18 protein-coding genes are annotated in these 19,810 nt (G+C 60.3%); 13 read left to right on the top strand and 5 right to left on the bottom strand.

All coding sequences use genetic code 11. The features are described from left to right. Positions 1 to 24 precede the first annotated feature (24 nt). Entirely contained in the window at positions 25 to 819 is a 795-nt protein-coding gene (locus tag ACSQ3J_RS09145; protein ID WP_436039011.1) for a helix-turn-helix domain-containing protein, read from the bottom strand. A gap of 126 nt (positions 820 to 945) precedes the next feature. Here ACSQ3J_RS09145 and ACSQ3J_RS09140 point away from each other — a divergent pair, with 126 nt between their 5' ends. Both ACSQ3J_RS09140 and ACSQ3J_RS09135 read left to right on the top strand, forming a co-directional pair. Further along, positions 946 to 2,535, top strand: coding sequence for an ABC transporter substrate-binding protein (locus ACSQ3J_RS09140; RefSeq protein WP_060506679.1), 1,590 nt, complete (start codon positions 946 to 948; stop codon positions 2,533 to 2,535). A 25-nt stretch (positions 2,536 to 2,560) separates the two neighbouring features. Next, positions 2,561 to 4,564, top strand: coding sequence for a CocE/NonD family hydrolase (locus ACSQ3J_RS09135; protein ID WP_436039010.1), 2,004 nt, complete (start codon positions 2,561 to 2,563; stop codon positions 4,562 to 4,564). Here ACSQ3J_RS09135 and ACSQ3J_RS09130 read toward each other — a convergent pair. Beyond that, positions 4,557 to 4,961, bottom strand: coding sequence for an ACT domain-containing protein (locus ACSQ3J_RS09130; protein ID WP_060506678.1), 405 nt, complete (start codon positions 4,959 to 4,961; stop codon positions 4,557 to 4,559). The genes ACSQ3J_RS09135 and ACSQ3J_RS09130 overlap by 8 nt on opposite strands. Positions 4,962 to 5,257: 296 nt before the next feature. Here ACSQ3J_RS09130 and msrA point away from each other — a divergent pair, with 296 nt between their 5' ends. Beyond that, on the top strand, positions 5,258 to 5,911 hold the full coding sequence (gene msrA / locus ACSQ3J_RS09125) for a peptide-methionine (S)-S-oxide reductase MsrA (protein ID WP_060506794.1): 654 nt from the start codon (positions 5,258 to 5,260) through the stop codon (positions 5,909 to 5,911). On the opposite strand, the gene ACSQ3J_RS09120 is transcribed toward msrA, so the two are convergent. Next, positions 5,912 to 6,835 (bottom strand): alpha/beta hydrolase, encoded by a 924-nt coding sequence (locus tag ACSQ3J_RS09120; RefSeq protein WP_436039009.1) that lies wholly within the window; start codon positions 6,833 to 6,835, stop codon positions 5,912 to 5,914. 165 nt (positions 6,836 to 7,000) lie between these two features. Between ACSQ3J_RS09120 and ACSQ3J_RS09115 the strand changes: the two genes are divergently transcribed. From ACSQ3J_RS09115 to ACSQ3J_RS09075, 9 genes are all read left to right on the top strand, one after another. Beyond that, the gene (locus tag ACSQ3J_RS09115; protein WP_060506676.1) at positions 7,001 to 7,912 is read left to right on the top strand and encodes a LysR family transcriptional regulator; all 912 of its coding nucleotides are present in this window, start codon (positions 7,001 to 7,003) and stop codon (positions 7,910 to 7,912) included. Positions 7,913 to 8,041: 129 nt separating this feature from the next. Then, positions 8,042 to 9,202 (top strand): ABC transporter substrate-binding protein, encoded by a 1,161-nt coding sequence (locus tag ACSQ3J_RS09110; RefSeq protein ID WP_060506675.1) that lies wholly within the window; start codon positions 8,042 to 8,044, stop codon positions 9,200 to 9,202. Between the two features lie 186 nt (positions 9,203 to 9,388). Continuing rightward, the gene (locus ACSQ3J_RS09105; protein ID WP_060506674.1) at positions 9,389 to 10,387 is read left to right on the top strand and encodes an ABC transporter ATP-binding protein; all 999 of its coding nucleotides are present in this window, start codon (positions 9,389 to 9,391) and stop codon (positions 10,385 to 10,387) included. Further along, positions 10,384 to 11,337 carry an ABC transporter permease gene (locus ACSQ3J_RS09100; RefSeq protein WP_060506673.1) on the top strand — a complete coding sequence of 318 codons (954 nt, stop codon included), beginning with the start codon at positions 10,384 to 10,386 and terminating at the stop codon, positions 11,335 to 11,337. The genes ACSQ3J_RS09105 and ACSQ3J_RS09100 overlap by 4 nt, the downstream gene beginning before the upstream one ends. After that, positions 11,327 to 12,142, top strand: a complete 816-nt coding sequence (locus ACSQ3J_RS09095; RefSeq protein ID WP_436039008.1) for an ABC transporter permease — start codon at positions 11,327 to 11,329, stop codon at positions 12,140 to 12,142. Before ACSQ3J_RS09100 ends, ACSQ3J_RS09095 begins: the two co-directional genes overlap by 11 nt. An 86-nt stretch (positions 12,143 to 12,228) precedes the next feature. After that, complete coding sequence (locus ACSQ3J_RS09090; protein WP_436039007.1) at positions 12,229 to 13,656, top strand: gamma-aminobutyraldehyde dehydrogenase; 1,428 nt, start codon at positions 12,229 to 12,231, stop codon at positions 13,654 to 13,656. A gap of 237 nt (positions 13,657 to 13,893) precedes the next feature. Beyond that, positions 13,894 to 16,080: a TonB-dependent siderophore receptor gene (locus ACSQ3J_RS09085; protein ID WP_060506670.1), complete on the top strand. Its 2,187-nt coding sequence runs from the start codon at positions 13,894 to 13,896 to the stop codon at positions 16,078 to 16,080. Between the two features lie 4 nt (positions 16,081 to 16,084). Then, complete coding sequence (gene fhuF, locus ACSQ3J_RS09080; RefSeq protein WP_060506669.1) at positions 16,085 to 16,849, top strand: siderophore-iron reductase FhuF; 765 nt, start codon at positions 16,085 to 16,087, stop codon at positions 16,847 to 16,849. Between the two features lie 2 nt (positions 16,850 to 16,851). After that, complete coding sequence (locus tag ACSQ3J_RS09075) at positions 16,852 to 17,958, top strand: ABC transporter substrate-binding protein (RefSeq protein WP_436039006.1); 1,107 nt, start codon at positions 16,852 to 16,854, stop codon at positions 17,956 to 17,958. A gap of 44 nt (positions 17,959 to 18,002) precedes the next feature. On the opposite strand, the gene ACSQ3J_RS09070 is transcribed toward ACSQ3J_RS09075, so the two are convergent. Beyond that, on the bottom strand, positions 18,003 to 18,503 hold the full coding sequence (locus ACSQ3J_RS09070) for a YciE/YciF ferroxidase family protein (protein WP_060506667.1): 501 nt from the start codon (positions 18,501 to 18,503) through the stop codon (positions 18,003 to 18,005). Between the two features lie 157 nt (positions 18,504 to 18,660). Here ACSQ3J_RS09070 and ACSQ3J_RS09065 point away from each other — a divergent pair, with 157 nt between their 5' ends. After that, complete coding sequence (locus ACSQ3J_RS09065; RefSeq protein ID WP_060506666.1) at positions 18,661 to 19,188, top strand: hypothetical protein; 528 nt, start codon at positions 18,661 to 18,663, stop codon at positions 19,186 to 19,188. A gap of 22 nt (positions 19,189 to 19,210) precedes the next feature. On the opposite strand, the gene ACSQ3J_RS09060 is transcribed toward ACSQ3J_RS09065, so the two are convergent. Continuing rightward, positions 19,211 to 19,768: a cysteine hydrolase family protein gene (locus tag ACSQ3J_RS09060; protein ID WP_060506665.1), complete on the bottom strand. Its 558-nt coding sequence runs from the start codon at positions 19,766 to 19,768 to the stop codon at positions 19,211 to 19,213. Positions 19,769 to 19,810: the final 42 nt, after the last annotated feature.

Below are 19,810 nucleotides of genomic sequence, written 5' to 3'. Positions count from 1 at the left end.
CGACCGGCTACGCCTGATGCGAGTTCAGAAAATTTCCGGAACGGACAGGATGCCGGACGACGGGGCATCAAGGTAATCCCGCACTGTCGCCGGCAATTGTCGCGCATTCTCCGGCAGCACGCCGCAGCGGGACAGTACCTGCCGCTTGTCCGGATTTGTGCCGAGGTGGCGCCAGATGACCCGCGAGGCATAAGGCAGGTTTTCCTTGCGCCAGGAGACCCCCATAGTGACGCCGCGCAGATAGACCCGTTGATGTACCTCGAACGGCATCAGGATCGTCTGCGACATCATCGGCTGCCGGCTGACGCTACGTTCGGTGATGAAAACGCGGTTTCTCAAGAAAGCCGCAAGCCCGATATATTTCGAGTATTGCCGGATTTCATGGGCGGCATCGTGGATGCGTTCGATTGACTTGACGTGAACGGAACCGTTTTCCTCGAGAAGCCGGGCGCAGGAACAGACGACGAGACCCGGCCACGACGGCGAAAGATGATAAGTCTGGAAGTAGCCCAGGTGACGGCGAAGCGACACCAGGTCGCCCGGAAGCCCTTCCAGCAAAACGCCACCATCAGCCTTGCGCTGCAACGGACGCGTCATGCGTGTCTGGAATTCGGGCACGGCGAGCAAAAAGTCCTGAGCCCCTAGCCCGAAGAATACAGCGATACGGGCAAGGTTGTGCGCCGACGGCTTGGCCTCGCCGGAAATATACCGGTTGAATTGCTGGCGGTTGATGCCGATTTCCCGGCAAATCTGCGAGATCGATGGCCGCGTGGCGCAGGCAAAACGCAGATTTTCGGTAAAAGCGTCACTGTCCGTCACGAGTCGGTCCCTTTCGATTTTCATATAGCGTAAAGTCGCTTAAACCAGCGTCAAGTCGCGAAATTGTGCTTGGGACGTTTCCCGTTACGTTTCCCTTCGAAAAACCAGCCATAAAGGGAACAGCGCATGCGTGATTTCACCAACAAGCCCGACAGCCTGATTGTGGGCGGCGGCGTCAACCGCCGGACGTTCCTGGGCGGCACGGCGGCACTCGGTCTTGCGGCCGGCTTCTCCGGCACGTTGATCGCCGGCATGGCCCGCGCCGAAGAACCCAAGCGCGGCGGCCATCTCAAGCTTGGCCTCAAGGGCGGCGCCACCACGGATTCGCTCGACCCGGCCACCTATAGCGGCTCCGTCCTCTTCACCATCGGCCATCTGTGGGGCGACACTCTGGTCGAGTCCGATCCGACCACAGGCGCTGCCCTGCCTTCGCTTGCCGAATCCTGGAGCCCCTCGCCCGATGCGTCGGTCTGGACATTCAAGCTGCGCAGCGGTGTGACGTTCCATGATGGCAGCCCGCTGACCCTCGCCGACGTGATCGCCACCCTCAAGCGCCATGCAGACGAAGGTTCAAAGTCCGGCGCGCTCGGCCTGATGCGCTCGATCAAGACGATCGAAGACAAGGCCGGCGAACTCGTCCTGACACTGACGGAAGGCAATGCCGATCTGCCGCTGATCTTGACCGACTATCACCTGATCATCCAGCCGGGTGGCGGCGTCAGCAACCCGACCTCGACAGTCGGAACCGGCCCCTACAAGCTGACCAGCTATGAAGCCGGTCTGCGCTCCACCTTCGAAAAGAACACCACCGATTGGCGCTCGGATCGCGGTTTCGTCGATAGCGTCGAAATCATCGTGATGAACGACAACACGGCGCGCGTCGCAGCGCTTGCATCCGGCCAGGTGCATTTCATCAATAACGTCGATCCAAAGACAGTCCCGATGCTGAAGCGGGCGCCGAAGGTCGAGATCCTGAAAACTGCGGGCAAGGGCTTCTACAGCTTCCTGATGCACTGCGACACAGCTCCGTTCGATAACAACGACCTGCGGCTGGCGCTGAAATACGCGATCGACCGCCAGGCCATTCTCGACCGCATCCTCGGCGGTTACGGCAAGATCGGCAACGACTATCCGGTCAACGAGAACTACGCGCTGGCGCCGGAAGGGATCGAGCAGCGCGCCTATGATCCGGACAAGGCGGCCTTTCACTACAAGAAATCCGGCCACGACCGGCCGATCCCGCTGCGCACCTCGGACGCCGCCTTTGCCGGCGCTGTCGATGCCGCGGTGCTGTTTCAGGAAAGTGCTGCCAAGGCCGGCATTCAGATCGAGGTCCAGCGCGAGCCGGAAGACGGCTATTGGACCAATGTCTGGAATGTCCAGCCGTTCTGCGCCTCCTATTGGGGTGGCCGCCCGACGCAGGATTCGCGCTATTCGACATCCTATCTCTCGACCGCCGAATGGAACGACACCCGCTTCAAGCGCGAGGATTTCGACAAGATCTTGCTACAAGCCCGCTCCGAGCTTGATGAAACCAAGCGCAAGGAGCTTTACCGCACCATGGCGTTGACAGTCAGAGACGAAGGCGGCCTCATCCTGCCGGTCTTCAACGACTATGTGAACGCGGCTTCCGCTTCGCTGAAGGGCTTTGTCCACGACATCGGCAATGATCTTTCGAACGGCTATGTCGCAAGCCGCGTCTGGTTCGAGAATTAAGAGCGGAATGACAGAGATGGATAGCATGTCCAAACGCAGTTTCACCCTGATCGAGAACGAGTGGATCATTCTTGCCGACGGCACCCGGCTTTCCGCCCGTATCTGGATGCCGGATGGTGCCGATACGAGCCCCGTTCCGGCCGTTCTCGAATACCTGCCCTATCGCAAGCGCGGCGGCACCAATGCCCGCGACGAGTCCACCTATCCGATGTTTGCGGCCGCCGGCATCGCCGGCATACGCGTCGATATCCGCGGCTCCGGTGAAAGCGACGGCGTTATCGACGGCGAATATACGCCGCGCGAACTGAGCGACGGCTGCGAGCTGATTGCCTGGATCGCCGCCCAGCCCTGGTCGAACGGCAATGTCGGCATGATGGGCATCTCCTGGGGTGGCTTCAACTGCCTGCAGGTGGCCGCCCTGAGGCCCCCGGCACTGAAGGCGGTGATCTCCATCGCCTCCACGGTCGATCGCTACAATGACGACATCCACTACAAGAACGGCACGCATCTTTCGGCCCAGCTCTCCTGGGCGGCGACCATGCTGGCCTATCAGTCGCGTTCGCCCGATCCGGCACTGGTCGGCGACACATGGAAAGAGATGTGGCTGGAGCGGCTGGAAAACGAGCCCTACTTCATGGAAGAATGGCTCCAGCATCAACGCCGGGACGCTTTTTGGGAACATGGCTCGATCTGCGAGGATTTCGAAGGTTTTCCGGTTCCCGCCATGGTCATTGCCGGCTGGGCGGACGGCTACCGCAATACCCCGATGAAGGCCGCCGAGGGGTTGTGCGGCAAAGTAAAGGCCCTGATCGGCCCTTGGGTGCACAAATATCCGCATTTTGCCTGGCCGAAACCGCGTGCCGATTTCCACGGCGAAGCGATCGCCTGGTGGAACCATTGGCTGCGCGGCGAGGAAACCGGCGTCGAGGCGCTGCCGCAGATGCGCGCCTACATCCTTGATGGTCCGAAACCGGCGCTTCGCCGCAACGCCGATCCCGGCTTCTGGATCGCCAAGGACGAATGGCGTCCGCCGGAAATGCAGACCTTCTATGTCGATCAGTTCGGCAGTCTCAACGAGGGCATGCCGATTGCGGGCGCCCATGATCACAACGCCTATCTGAAATCGCCGCTCGACACCGGCACAGCGTCCGGTGAATGGTTCACCCTGAAGCCCGATGCCGAGATGGCTGGCGACCAGCGCAGCGACGACGCCGGATCATTGACCTTCGAAACGGCGCCACTGACGCAGGCCGTCGATTATCTCGGCCAGCCGGTGTTGACGGTCGAGCTCGCCTGCGATGCCGATTGGGCCAATCTCATCGCCCGTGTCGTCGACGTCCATCCGGATGGCACCGCCACCCGCGTCACCTTCGGCGTGTTGAACCTCGCCCATCGCGACGGCAATGCCGCGCCAAAACCGATGGAGCACGGCAAGAAGACAAGAGTGCAGCTGGTACTCGATGCCTGCGGTTATCGCTTCGGCGTGGGCCATCGCATCCGGCTGTCACTTTCGACCGCATACTGGCCGATGGTCCTGCCCGCACCGTCCGATCCCGGCTTGACGCTCGATCTCGCTTCACTGGGGTTGGCCCTGCCGAAACTCGGCGAACATCGGGCGATTACCATGCCTGAGCCTGCCAATCCCGATCCGCTGCCGAAATACATCGAGCGCACGGCCGGCAGCACCAGCCGCCGGGTCGAGCGCGATATGACCACCGGCCAGACGCACTACTATATCTACGAGGACGGCGGCCTGACCGAACATCCCGATACCGGCCTTGCCACACAGGATATCCGCGACGAAACCTGGACAATCGCAGCGGACGATCCGTTGTCGATGACAGGCACTTCGACCTGGACCTGCATTGCCAAACGCGAAAACTGGTCAGTGAAGACGGTTTCGGTCTCGCGGATCGCCTGCACGGCGACCGAGTGGCTGACCTCGGCTTCCGTGGTTGCCTTCGAAGGAGAGACGAAGATCTTCGAAAAGACCTTCGGCGAAACGCGCGTGCCGCGCGACTTCATGTGAGAACGGGCGCGGCCTCTGCCAGGGCCGCAAGCGCCCGCTCCGCATCATCAGCAGGCACGAAAATGTGGTCGTGGTGATAGGCCGCGACCACATTGGCGCTGATGCCATGCCGCGTCAGTGCCACCGCAACCGCCGCCGTCAGACCAACCGCCTCCAGGGCAGAATGCACGGTCAGCGTGATGCAGCGCATCACCAAACCATAAGTCAGGCCTGCCTTGTCGGCATCGGCCTTGTCCAGAATCAGGGTCAGCCCCTCATCCTCGCGAAAGAAGCCGAGCGGCTTCAGCGAAAGCCAGCTGGCGTCCTCAGCCGGGACGCTGCAATAGACATAATCGCCCGGGCGCAAATCCGGCCGCATCTCGCGCAACAGTATTTCGAGATCGGTAATGCCACTCATGTCTATACCCCTTCTTCAATCTCTGCCGGATCACACGGACGTGTATCCTCATCTCCGGCCTGTCACTTTGGCGTTACGCACGCATTTGCGATTTGACCCGCCTGCCTCTGTTGGCCAGAGTTTGCTCATAAAGCAAGGCCGCATATCGCTGCGATCAGTAGCGCACTGCCCTGCCAGGGGTCCAAGGCCATCGAAGGAGGACTAGCATGCCGCAGCTTGAAAAAGACAGAATTTCGGATGCAACCAAACGCCCGTTCATTTTGGGATTTACCGGCATAACAGCCATTGCTGCGGCAATGTTTTCGATATCCTCGACCTTCAGCAACGCCGCAGAGGAAGCCGTAGTCATCCCCCCGCCCGCCATCGATGAAGCCTCGACGGCCACCACGGAGAAAGCCGTCTTTGCCGGCGGTTGCTTCTGGGGCGTTCAGGGCGTCTTCCAGCATGTGAAGGGCGTCAAGAATGCGGTCTCCGGCTATTCCGGCGGCACCAAGGATACCGCCGCCTATGAAACCGTCAGCGGCGGCAATACGGGCCATGCCGAAGCCGTCGAAGTCACCTATAATCCGAAGATGGTCACCTATGGCCAGTTGCTGCAGATCTATTTCTCGGTCGCACACAACCCGACGCAGCTGAATTATCAGGGACCGGACCACGGGACCCAATACCGCTCGGAAATCTTTGCGACCAGCGGCGAGCAGAAGAAGATCGCTGAGAGTTACATCGCCCAGCTCGACAAGGCGAAGGTCTATGGCGAACCGGTCGTCACCAAGGTATCCGACATGACCGCCTTCTATCCGGCCGAGGAATACCACCAGGATTTCCTAACGCTCAACCCGACCTACCCCTATATCGTCTACAACGACATGCCGAAGATCGAGAACCTCAAGGCGCTGTTTCCGACCGAATTCAGCGCCAAGCCGGTCCTGGTGCTGAAGGCCAAAGGCTGATCACAGCGTCCCAACAAGATCGCTGACACCACGGCACAGCCGCACAAAACCGTCCCGCGCGCCCTCGCTCATATGACGGGCGCGCAGCCACGCATGGATCATCTGCGGCTCGTCGCGGTATGTGACGTTGACACCCGCAGCAATCAACCTCTGGCCATAAAGTGCCGCATCATCGCGCAGCGGATCGAAATGCGCCGATGTGATGTAGGCTGGCGGAAGGCCGGAAAAATCAGCTACTTTCAAGGGATGGGCAAAGGCGTTTTCCGCCGGAGCCTTCAGGACATCCCGGTAATAGGCAACATCGGCGGTCGTCAGGCCCGGGGCCTCCGCCATTTCAACATAAGAGCCGGAGACGAGATCGCCGCCCAGTCCCGGATAGATCAGAACTTGGCCTACGATGCCGCTCAGCGCCGCCGCCTTGGCTTTCAACGTCATTCCCGCTGCCAGATTACCACCCGCGCTGTCCCCAACAACAACCAGCGGCCGCCTATCAGCGAGCAGCCACGACAAAACATCAAAACAATCGTCAAACGCTGCAGGCCAGACATGCTCCGGTGCCAGCCGGTAATCGACGGAGACCAGCTCCGCCTTTGCCGCATGGGCAATCTCGGCGCAGATGGCATCATGACTTTGCAGCGAACCGACGACAAAACCGCCGCCGTGAATATAGAAAATCCTTGTTTGCGTCGCGATATCTGCCGGCCGGTAGCGGCGAACCGGAATGCGATCGCCCACCATCTCGTCTTGTCGCGTCAGCCCTTCCGGTGACGGAGCGTCGAACTCGGCACAGAGCGCGTTATACCATTCCCGCTGCTGCCCGATCGGCGCATCGACGGCATCGGCCGGATAGAACGCTTCGCAGCGCTTGTGGAAGGCGAGGATGCCGGGTTCGGTGGGGATTGGTTTTGAAAATATCGAATCCATGAGCTTTTCCTGCATCCATTACAGTGAACCTATCAAATCCATCTCCATGTACTATTCAGAAACCGGCATTCCGAAACGCTTCTGACGGCTGCACCCGCCAATCGATGACGAAGCGAAGTCTTTCAGCACCTTGCCATCTCCCCCCGCAACCGTGTTAGCTAGATCATGGCCTTCACGCTCCGTCAGCTTCAGTATTTCATCGCCGTCGCCGAACAGGGCTCGGTCACGCGTGCGGCACAGAACCTGTCGATTTCGCAATCCTCGATCACAGAGGCTGTCAAGGAGCTGGAAACCGATCTTGGCGTCGAACTGTTCGAGCGCCATCCGCGCGGGCTACATATCACCCATAATGGCCACCAGTTCCTGCGCCACGCGACCAAGATTCTCGCCGGTGTTTCCGATGCACGCCGCTCGTTCTCGCAGGAGCGGGAAGAGCGCACCGGCGGTAAGCTCAATCTCGGTGTCACCTCACTGGTTGCCGGTTACGTGTTGTCCGATCTGCTCGCCCGCTACCGCCGCGCCTGCCCCGGTGTCGAGGTCAGCGCCATCGAGGACAATGGCTCCTATCTCGAGCACCTGTTGATCGGCGGCGAACTCGATGTTGCCGTCATGGTCATCTCCAATCTGCGCGATCGCATGGCGCTGCAGGCGGAAATCATCGAGACCTCGCCCTATCGTCTGTGGCTGCCGCTCGGCCATCCGCTGGTGTCCGCCGATATTATTTCGGTCGCCGATATCGCTAGGGAACCGTTGATCATGCTGACGGTCGATGAAATCGAGGAAAATACCGGCAAGCTCCTGACCGCGCTGGGCGCCCGCCCGCATGTGGCCTTCCGCACCCGCTCCGTCGAGGCGGTGCGCAGCCTTGTGGCGACCGGCGCCGGCATCGCCCTTTTGCCGGATCTGGTTTACCGCCCTTGGTCTCTGGAAGGCGACCGGATCGAAAGCCGCGATGTCTCCGGCGCCCTGCCCGTCGTTCAGGTTGGCATGGTCTGGCGCAAGGGCTCGGGCCTTCCGCAAGCGGCCAAGGATTTCATCGGGGTGGCCGAGGCCCTACGCAGCGGCCGGCCGCGATAACTCGGGACGATATCGGAAAATCCGATAACGCCATTCTGATTAATGAATTTGCGAAAGCGGCGAAATCGAGGCACCTTTCGTTTTGGGAACAAGACCGAAAAATTCGGACACCAAAACGGGAGACTGAAGATGAAGCAGATTCTGAAATCCTGCACCGTGCTCACCCTTTCGCTCGCTTTCGCAACCCACGCTTTCGCACAGGAACCCTTGAAGGAACTCGGCAAGGGCGAAGGCGAATTGTCGATCGTCGCCTGGGCCGGCTATATCGAGCGCGGCGAGACTGACAAGTCTTACGACTGGGTCACCAGCTTCGAAAAAGAGACGGGTTGCAAGGTCAGCGTCAAGACGGCTGCGACCTCCGACGAAATGGTCGCGCTGATGAATGAAGGCGGCTTCGACCTCGTTACCGCCTCTGGTGACGCATCGCTCCGCCTTGTTGCCGGCAAGCGTGTCCAGCCGATCAACACCGACCTGATCCCGAGCTTCAAGACTGTCGATGAACGCATGCAGTCGTCGCCGTGGTACACAGTCAACGGTGTCCACTATGGTGTTCCCTACGTCTGGGGTCCGAACGTATTGATGTACAATACCGACACCTTCAAGGGGCAAGCGCCGAAGAGTTGGGATGTCGTCTTCAAGGAAATGACCCTGCCCGATGGCAAATCGAACAAGGGCCGCGTTCAGGCCTATGATGGCCCGATCCATGTGGCCGATGCCGCCAACTACTTGATGTTCCACAACAAGGAACTTGGCATCAAGGACCCTTACGAACTCAACGAAGACCAGTACAAGGCAGCCCTTGACGTGCTGCGCGTCCAGCGCACGCTCGCCAGCCGCTACTGGCATGACGCGATGATCCAGATCGACGACTTCAAGAACGAAGGCGTCGTCGCTTCCGGCTCCTGGCCGTTCCAGGTCAATCTGCTGCAGGCGGAAAAACAGCCGATCGCCTCGACCATTCCAGAAGAAGGCGTGACCGGTTGGGCCGACACAACGATGCTGCATGCCGAAAGCGAACATCCCAACTGCGCCTATATGTGGATGGAACATTCGCTGTCGCCCAAGGTTCAGGGCGATGTCTCCGCCTGGTTCGGCGCCAACCCGTCCGTAGGAGCGGCCTGCAAGGGCAACGAACTTCTCACCGACGGCGGCTGCAAGGCCAATGGTTATGATGATTTCGACAAGGTGAAGTTCTGGAAGACGCCGACTTCGAAATGCGCCAGTGAGACAGAATGCGTCCCCTATCACCGCTGGGTCTCCGACTATATCGGCGTCATCGGCGGGCGCTGATTTCTGATCTTTCCCTCCCCCTTGTGGGGAGGGTGGCCCGAAGGGCCGGGAGGGGTTTTCTTGTTCGAGAAGAAAGTCCCCTCCCCAACCCTCCCCACAAGGGGGAGGGAGTTGTCCGAACCAGCCGCCACTACTTGTTACTCTTCATCGCTGATGAGGATGGAGATCATTATCTACGGAGTCCCCATGACCGCCGCCGTCCTGTTCGAAAACGTCTCGCGCCATTTCGGTGCCGTCAAGGCCGTCGATGCGGTCGATCTTGAAATCGCAGCCGGCGAGTTCTTTGCCATGCTTGGCCCTTCCGGCTCCGGCAAGACGACCTGCCTGCGCCTGATGGCCGGCTTCGAGCAGCCGACCGGCGGCCATATCGAGATTTTTGGCGAAACCGCAGAAGGCGTGCCGCCCTATCGCCGTAGCGTCAACACGGTATTTCAGGACTATGCCCTCTTCCCGCATCTCTCCATCCTCGACAATGTCGCCTATGGCCTGATGGTCAAGGGCGTCGGCAAGGACGAACGCAGGAAGGCCGCCGAAGATGCGCTCGCCATGGTCAAACTGCCCGGCTACGGCCAGCGCCGCCCCGGCCAGCTTTCCGGCGGCCAGCGCCAGCGCGTGGCGTTGGCCCGTGCCCTGGTCAACAAGCCCAAGGTCTTGCTGCTCGACGAACCGCTCGGTGCGCTTGATCTCAAGCTGCGCGAACAGATGCAGGAAGAATTGAAGAGCCTGCAGAAATCGCTCGGCATCACCTTCGTCTTCGTCACCCATGATCAGGGTGAAGCCCTGTCGATGGCCGACCGGATCGCCGTGTTCAACGACGGCAAGATCCAGCAGCTCGGCACGCCCGAGGATATCTACAAGCGGCCGCAGACCCGTTTCGTCGCCGATTTCGTCGGTTCCTCCAATGTACTCTCCAGCGCCATCTGCGCCCGGCTCGGGGTTCCGGCAAAAGCCGCCAGCCTGCGCCCGGAAGCCATTGCCATTGGCACCTCCTGGGCCGAACAGCTGAGCCTGCCCGGCACCGTCACCGCCCGCAGTTTTCTGGGCGCGACCAACCGTGTCAGCGTCGATTGCAATGGCGAGAAGATCATCGTCGCCAGCCCCGCCGCCATGCCGGTTCCCGAGATCGGCGCGGACGTGCAACTCGCGTTCTCCCGCAACGACCTTCACCTGATGGAGGAAGCATGAGCGCGCTCGCCACTCCCGCGGCAATCATGCCGAACCGGCCGGGCCTGACGGGACGGATATCGGACTTCCTGTGGAAGCACCCGCACGTTCTTCTCGTGATCCTGCTTGGCCCGCCCGTCCTCTGGCTCGGCATCATCTATCTCGGTTCGCTGTTTGCGCTGCTGCTGCAGAGCTTCTTCTCAATCGATGATTTCTCGGGCCTGATCAGTTACGAGTTCACGCTTTCGACCTACAAGCAACTGCTTTCGGACGCCAATTTCGACATCATCGTCCGCACCATCACCATGGCAGCGGTGGTCACGATCTTTTCGGCTCTGATCGCTTTTCCGATTGCCTATTACGCCGCCCGTTATGCCAAGGGAAAATGGAAGGCCGTGTTCTATCTCGGCATCATGCTGCCACTCTGGTCGAGCTATCTCGTCAAGATCTACGCCTGGAAGCTGATCCTTGCCAAGGAAGGCATTCTCACCTGGGCCTTCACCAAGCTCCATCTGCTCTGGTTGCTCGACGGCTGGCTTTCCCTGCCGATCATCGGCGGCAATTCGCTGTCGGTCAGCTATACCGGCACCTTCCTCGTCTTCGTCTATGTCTGGATGCCCTTCATGATTCTGCCGATCCAGGCCGCGCTGGAACGCGTACCGGGCAACCTGATCGAGGCCTCGTCCGATCTCGGCGGCACACCGCAACAGACCTTCCGCCATGTGCTGTTTCCGCTTGCCCTGCCCGGCATCGTCGCCGGCTCGATCTTCACATTTTCGCTGACACTCGGCGATTACATCATCCCGCAGATCGTCGGCTCGTCCCGGCTGTTCATCGGTCAGGCCGTCTACGCCCAGCAGGGCACCGCGGGGAACATCCCGCTCGCCGCCGCCTTCACCGTCGTCCCGATCGTCATCATGGGCCTCTATCTCTGGATGGCCAAACGCATGGGAGCCTTCGATGCGCTCTGACCGCTCCACCACCGCCCCGCTTGGCCTGAAGATCGCCGCCATCGGCGGGCTCGCCTTCCTGCATATCCCGATCCTGCTGATCTTCCTTTATGCCTTCACCACCGAGGAAAAGAGCTACCAATTTCCGCCGCCCGGCCTGACGCTGCAATGGTTTGCCGTTACCTGGAACCGGCCGGATGTCTGGGCGGCGCTCACGCTCTCCGTCAAGGTCGCCACCATCGCCACGGCCATCGCCTTGGTGTTGGGTACACTCTGCGCTGCCGCCGTCAGCCAGACACGCTTCTTCGGCCGCGAAACCATCTCGCTTCTGGTCATCCTGCCGATAGCCCTTCCCGGCATCATCACCGGCATCGCCTTGCGCTCTGCCTTCTCGATGGCCGATATCCCCTCCTCCTTCTGGACCATCGTGCTCGGCCACGCGACCTTCTGCATCGTCGTTGTCTACAACAACGCAGTCGCCCGCTTCCGCCGCGTCTCCGGCTCGCTGATCGAGGCCTCCATGGATCTCGGCGCCGATGGTTTTCAGACCTTCCGCCACATCATTCTGCCGAATATCGGCACGGCGCTTCTGGCTGGCGGCATGCTCGCCTTCGCCCTGTCCTTCGATGAAGTCATCGTCACCACCTTTACCGGCGGCCAGCAATCGACATTGCCGATCTGGATGCTGGAAGAACTCATCCGCCCCCGCCAACGGCCGGTCACCAACGTCGTCGCCATGGTGGTGATGCTGGTCACCTTCCTGCCGATCCTGGCCGCCTACTACCTCACCCGCGACGGCGACCAGATCGCCGGTGCAGGCAAATAATCCCGCGCCTGTTCCGGGAAAATACTCACCGGTTTTCCGGCAGAAACAGACGCCAACAAACAAGCCAGCAATTAAGGGAGAACGACATGGACACACAATTGCTGATCGGATCACAGTTCGAGGCAGGCACCGAAGCCGAGGAATTGATCCTCAACCCGCGTACCGGCGCAAAGATCATCGATCTCGCCGAGGCCTCGCAGTCGCAGATCGAGCGCGCCGTCGATGCCGCCGAAAAGGCCTTTTCCACCTGGTCGATGACCACGCCCGGCGAGCGCTCCGGCTACCTCCTGAAGATCGCCGACGCCATTGAGAAGGACGCCGATGCCTTTGCGGCACTGGAAGCCTTGAACTGTGGCAAGCCGATCAATGCCGTGCGCAATGATGAACTGCCCGCCATCGTCGACTGCTGGCGCTTTTTCGCAGGCGCCATCCGCAACCTGCATGCAACTGTTGCCGGCGAGTACTTGCCTGGCCATACGTCGATGATCCGTCGCGATCCCGTCGGCATCATCGGCTCGATCGCACCGTGGAACTATCCGCTGCTGATGATGGCCTGGAAGCTGGCGCCCGCGATTGCCGGCGGCAACACCGTCGTCTTCAAGCCATCGGAACAGACGCCACTGACAGCGCTGAAGATGGCGCGCCTGCTGGCCGACATCCTGCCGGAAGGCGTCGTCAACGTCATCCTCGGCCGCGGCGATACCGTCGGCAACACGCTGATCAACCACCCGAAGATCGGCATGGTCTCGATCACCGGCGATATCGCCACCGGCAAGAAGGTGCTGCAGGCGGCCGCAAAAACCGTCAAGCGCACTCATCTGGAACTCGGCGGCAAGGCGCCAGTCATCGTCTATGACGATGCCGACCTCGAAGCCGTCGTCAACGGCATCCGCACCTTCGGCTACTACAATGCCGGTCAGGACTGCACCGCCGCTTGCCGCATCTATGCGCAGGACGGCATCTACGAAAAGCTCGTCGCCGACCTCACCTCCGCCGTCTCCACGATCAAGTACAATCTCGCAGACGACGCCGAAAACGAGATCGGCCCGCTGATCTCCAAGCGCCAGCGCGATCGGGTGGCAAGCTTCGTCGAGCGCGCCACCGAGCAGAAGCATATCGAGATCACCACCGGCGGCAATCTCGGCAGCAAGGACGGCTTCTTCTTCCAACCCACCGTCGTTGCCGGCGCCACCCAGGAAGACGAAATCGTCCGCCGCGAAGTGTTCGGCCCTGTCGTCTCGGTCACCCGGTTCGCTGAAGACGATCAGGCCGTCACCTGGGCCAATGACAGCGATTATGGCCTTGCCTCTTCTGTCTGGACCAAGGACATCTCCAAGGCCATGAAAGCTGCTTCCCGCCTGCAATATGGCTGCACCTGGATCAACACCCATTTCATGCTGACCAACGAAATGCCGCATGGCGGCATCAAGCAATCCGGCTATGGCAAGGACATGTCGATCTACGCGCTGGAGGACTATACGGCCGTCCGGCATGTGATGATCAATCACGGATAATCCATTCAGCGTCCGGCACAGCCCGCTCGCAAGACCAAGGCCGCACCATCACGTGCGGCCTTTTGCAATTTTTGGCCTAACTGCCGGAAACGGTTGGAATTTCCAACCGAAAATGTTGCTCGAATCCCACACACTCAAAAACATGAGTGTTTAAGTCATACATTTCACTTTCCTGTGAAAGTAATCTTGATAGAACGAGTCATCTTATAACTCCCGCCTGTCCAGAAAGTGCATGACATGCCCCAACTTCGCCGTGCCACCCGGTCCACCGTTCGTTTCGCTCTTGCCGGCACCTCGCTGCTCGCCCTTTCGCTGACAGCTTTCGCACAGGATGCGGCGCAATCTACGACAGGTGCTGATGGAGCGACCGAACTGGAGACACTGACCGTCACGGGCGGCAGCGGCGGCGTCATCACGGCCGATGGCTATGTCGGCACCAGCAGCGCCACCGGCGCCAAGGTCGACACCCCCTTCCTGCAGATACCGCAATCGATCTCGTCCGTGACCGAGCAGCAGTTGAAGGATCGCAACCCGCAGACGCTTCTCGAAACGTTTGCTTACACGCCCGGCTCGCGTGTCGGTGGATACGGTTTCGATCCGCGCTTCGATTCCTTCACCGTGCGTGGTTTCGACGTTACCTATACCGGCATGTTCCGTGACAACCTGCGCCAGCCCGGCGCCAGCTCCTCGCTGTTCAAGAACGAGCCTTATGGCCTGGAAGGCGTGTCGATCCTGCGCGGCCCGTCGTCGGCCCTCTATGGTGCGTCCGGCGCCGGCGGCCTGTTCAACCTGATCACCAAGCGGCCAACCGAGGAGCCGTTGCGCGAACTGCAGCTGCAATACGGTACGGACAACCGCTACCAGGGCCAGTTCGATTTCTCCGGCCCGATCAACGACACCGATCCGCTCTACTACCGCATGACTGGCCTGCTGCGCAGCGCCGACACAGAGCAGATCAGCGTCCCGGATGACCGCGCCTATATCGCACCGGCCTTTACATGGAAGCCGGACGAAGACACCAAGCTGACCATTCTTGGCGAATATTCCCGCACCAAGACCGGCGGTTCGGCGGCCTATTACAACGACCCGACTGGCAAGGTAACCGACATTTTCGCCGGCAATCCGGACTTCAACGATTCGGTGCAAACACAGGCGCGCCTCGGCTACGAATTTGAGCACCGCCTGAACGACGTCTTTACCTTCCGCCAGAACATGCGCGTCTCGACGCTGAACGTCGATGCCGACTGGGCCTTTGCCTACGCGCCGAACGCCATTGATCCGACCTTGCTGGATAGCAGCGCCGGAACGTTCGACGAGCGCCTCAGCTCCGTGGTCATCGACAATCAGATGGAGGCCAAGTTCGATACCGGCGCACTCGATCACACATTGCTCGCAGGTGTCGACTACACGAAATTGCGGTTCAAGTCCCTCGCCGGAACCGGCTTCACGCCGCCGCTCGACACCAAGAACCCGACCAAAGGCCGTCCGACCGACCCGATCGACTTCAACGAACGCGTCGTCCAGGACCAGTGGCAGCTTGGCACCTACCTTCAGGACCAGATTCGTTACGACGCCTGGACGCTGACAGCCGGCGCCCGCTATGACTGGGTCTCGACGGATACGGACAACACCGATCTGACCACTGGTCTGACGAACCAGGTTTCGCAACAGGACAAGGCATTTTCCGGCCGTATCGGCCTGACCTACGAAACCGATTTCGGCCTTGCGCCCTATATCAGCTACTCCACAGCCTTCTCGCCCAATGCCGGCTGGAACAAGGAAACGGAACAGCCGTTCAAGCCGACCGAAAGCCAGCAGGAAGAAATCGGCGTCAAGTATCTGCTGCCCAACAGCAACACGATGGTCACGGCGGCTCTCTTTAATATCAACCAGAAGAACAGCCTTTATTACGAGGTTGTGGACCTGCCGACAGGCCCGGAAAACATTCAGGTTCAGCGCGGCAAGGTGCGCTCGCGCGGCTTCGAACTGGAAGCCAATACCAGCCTCGACAACGGCCTGTCGCTGATCGCGTCCTATACCTATACCGACATCAAGATCACCGAAGGCCCGGCCGATACGGTTGGCAACTACGTCTCCTCCGTGCCGCGCCACATGGCATCGCTCTGGGCGGACTACACATTGCCGGAAGATGGCCCGGCAGCCGGCCTCGGCTTCGGTGCCGGTGCCCGCTTCTTAGGCTCGAGCTTCGGTAACGACCAGAACACGACGCGCAACGGCGCGCGCGTCCTCTTCGATGCCGCCGCCCATTACGACTTCGCGGCCATCGACAAGAAGTATGAGGGCCTGCGCCTGCAGGTCAATGCAACCAACGTCTTTGACCGCCGCGATACGGTTTGCTCGGCAGGCTTCTGCTACCGTGATCAGGGCCGTGCCGTCATCGGTTCGTTGAAATACAGCTGGTGACCGTTTGAGCCTTTCCCCCAACCACGACGTCAGCACCGCTTTCGGGGCCTCCAGCCTGAAGGCGGTGTTTGCCGGTGAGCACGCCTGGTGCGGCGAGAAGATGATGCTGTCGTCGGAGCTGGAAGGCGGCGTGCCGCTGTCGGAGTTCTTCGGTTCCGGCGGTTTCACAGAGGCTCTTGATACCTATGCGAACGCCCACGGCGGCACGGACAGGCGCGCTGTCGCCTCGATGTGGTCGCTCTATTATTTCTCGATGTTGACCATCCCTTATATCGTTGCTCGCCGGGCCGATCACGTTTTGCCGGTCGTTCCCGGCGAAATGACGATCGCGCTGGCCGAAGACGGCTTGCCACGCGCTCTCGGACTTGCCCGCGAGGGTGATTGGAGCGAGGGCAAGGGCGCCGACCTTCTCTCCTTCGTCATGCCACTGGTCAGCCAGCATCTAGCCGAGATTATCGCGCAGTTGAAAGCGGTGGGCGGCATTGCACCAAAGCTCGCGTGGAACAATGCGGCGGTCTATATCGACTACGCTTTCAACGCCACCGAACGGGAACGCCCCGCCGACGGCGACACCTGGGCCTCACGGTCGCTGTTTTCGCAGACACACCTGCCCGACGGGACCCCAAACCCGTTTCTCGGCTGCCTGCGGCATGAAGCTGATGGCGAAGAGACCGTCTGCCGCCGCAAGATCTGTTGCCTGCGCTATCTTCTGCCGGGCATACCCAGCTGTGGCGAACTCTGCGCCCTGCCCGCCCAAAGAAAGCAATGATTGTGAAACGCCTCCTTCTTTTGACCCTTGGCCTGTTTTTGGCCTGTGCTGCCATGTCGAACGCGCAGGATCGCTGGCCGTTGACGCTCACCGACGGGATTGGCCGGCAGGTGACGATCAAGGAGACACCCCAAGCCATCCTGCTCGGCAGCGGCTTCAATCTGGTGGCGCTGTCGCTGATCCATCCCGATCCCGTCAGCCTGCTGGCTGGCTGGTCGGGAGACCTGAAGGGCGACAACCCCGAAATCTACAAGGACTTCGTGGAAAAATTTCCGGCCCTTGCGGACGTTCCGATTATCGGCGATGGCACGGGCGACGGCCTGTCCTTCGAAACCATCCTGTCCTTGAAGGCTGACCTTGCCATCATGGCCAACTGGCAGGCCGATACCGATCTCGGCAAGCGGGCGATCGACTATCTCGAAAGCACTGGCGTCCCGGTCTTCGTTGTCGATTTCAACAGCGATCCCTTGAAGAATACACCTGACAACATGCGGTTGCTCGGCAAGGTCCTGGAGCGCGAGGAACAGGCAAACGCCTTTGCCGATTTCTACGAGGAACACCTGAAGCGCATCACAGACCGGGTCGCCGCCAATCCCGAGCCAGGCCCGACCGTACTGATGGACGCATTCCCCAATCCCGATCGATGCTGCTATGCCTACGGCACCGGCGGCCTCGGAGAATTCATCGGCATTACCGGCAGCCGCAACATTGCGACCAAGAACCTGCCACGCCAGGGCGGCATCGTCAGCAGCGAGTATCTGATCGAGGCCGACCCTGAAGTGTACATCGCCACGGCCTCACCCGGCGGCACCTACAGCGCCTTTTCCATTGGCCCCGGCGTTTCCGCCGAGGAGGCGCGCAAGACACTGGGCGAAGCGGTGAAAAATCCGGTTCTTGCCAACCTGTCGGGCGTCCAGAAAGGCCGGGTGCACGGATTGTGGAATTTCTTCAACGCCGTACCGCTCAACATTCTGGCGGCGGAGGCCTTTGCCCATTGGCTGCGGCCGGAGATGTTTGCGGATATCGATCCGGATCAGAGCCTGAAGGAAATCAACGAGCGCTTTGCCGCCGTTCCGTTCCGCGGCTCCTACTGGATCAGCCTGAAATAGCAAATTGGCCGGAGATGAACCCCGGCCAATCGGATCCCGCCCTGTTATGCGGCTTTCTTCATCGCCGTTGCATTGACGGAAGCCTCGGCAAGCGCTGTCAGTGCATGATCGGTCGCCCCTTCCTGCTGCAAGGTCTCGTCAAGCAGCTTGACCGCATCCTTGAGGCCAAGCATTCCGGCCCAGGTCCTCAGCGTGCCGTAGCGGGCCATCTCATAATGTTCGACAGCCTGCGCCGTGGCGAGAAGTCCGGCATCAAGCGCCGGTGACCCCTTGAATTCATCGAGGATTTCCTCGCCTTCTTCAACGATACCGTCAATCGCCGGACAGGTCTTACCGACCGCACGCTTGCCGAAGATTTCAAACACCTGCTGCAGGCGCTCGATCTGGCCTTCGGTTTCTTCATGGTGCTTTTCGAACGCCGCCTTGAGCTTCGGGCTCTGCGCGCCTTTGGCCATTTTGGGCAGGGTTTTCAGAATCTTGCGTTCGGCGTAATAGACATCCTTAAGCATGTCATAGAACAGGTCTTCCAGGGCTTTACCAGCCATTGGTCTCTTCCTTTCAGCAATTGAAGTATGTCTGGGTTCGAGCAGGTAACGGCTAATCCTTTGCTTTGTTCCGCCGTCCGCAGCAATCGCAGGATCCTGCCGGTCCCCGCTTCCCTCACGATGCCGCCCCGCCTATATAGAGGTCTGGAGGACTTTGATGATTTGGATATTTCCTGCGGTTGCCGGCCTGTTGATCGTGTATTTTGCCATGCGCTCGTCGCGCTTCCGGCGCTTTGCAGAACCGGTGCTCAGCATCCTCGTCGCATTGGCGCTTGTTTCGGCTTTTTTGATCTGGATCAATGAAGGCAGGACCCCGGCAGAAGCCGTAACAGATCCTGGCGACGCGCAAGCTCAACCGGCGCTGGCGCCGCAGGATATATCGGTCGGAGACCTGGAGTTCACGCGAAATCAACCCGACATGAGCTACCGCGCAACCGGCACAGTAAAAAACAACAGCGGCTACAATCTCGACTATTTCAAACTGTCGGTCACGCTGGAAGATTGCCCGCAAAACAATTGCCGGACGCTCGGCGTGGACACGGCCCTGATTCTGGCGCGCGTCCCCGCCGGCCAGAGCCAGAGCTTCTCGACCTTCTTCACTTTCCCGAAAAACGCCTATGGCGTCGAACCGACCGCGCCAAAATGGTCCCATCAGATTACAGAGGTTCGCGGTCGTTTACCCTGAAGGCTGCCTGCGGGGCCTGCCGTCACACTCTCGGCAGGATTTCCGCTGTGGTCACAACCGTTGCGAAATCAGCCCGAAGCGTCGCGATATGCGCGCGATGAATATCAACCGCAGCGATCTTCTCACCGTGACCATCGGCAAGATCAAAACAATCGCAGGCATCCTCCACCAGCGTGACCTTGTAGCCCATATTGGCACCGACACGCACCGTCGTCGAAACGCACATGTCCGTCGAAATTCCAAACACGACGATCGTGTCGATATCCGCCCGCCGCAGCCGGAGATCCAGGTCCGTACCGATGAAAGCGGCGTTGACACTCTTGATGACCAGCGGCTCACCCGGCTGCGGCTCGAAACCGCGGCGGAACGCGTTGCCGGGGCTCCCGGGCCGAAGCGACGATCCCTCTTCGACACTGTCGTGCCGCACATGGAAGAGCGGACGCCCGGCCGCACGCCACGCCGACAGAACTGCCAGCCCGTTCGCATCGACCTTGTCGTTCCATCGCTTCGGCCATGGCGCGGTATCGAAGGCCTGTTGCATGTCCACAAGTATCAACGCTGCCCTGTCAGAAAATTTCATAGCCCGATCACTCCTTTGGCTGTTACGCGCAGAAGCTACTTG

The sequence above is a fragment of the Rhizobium sp. LjRoot98 genome (genome assembly GCF_964252935.1).
In the GTDB taxonomy this organism is placed as follows: domain Bacteria; phylum Pseudomonadota; class Alphaproteobacteria; order Rhizobiales; family Rhizobiaceae; genus Pararhizobium.
The sequence above is the reverse complement of the archived record's forward strand: the minus strand, read 5'-3'. Positions and strand labels throughout refer to the sequence as shown.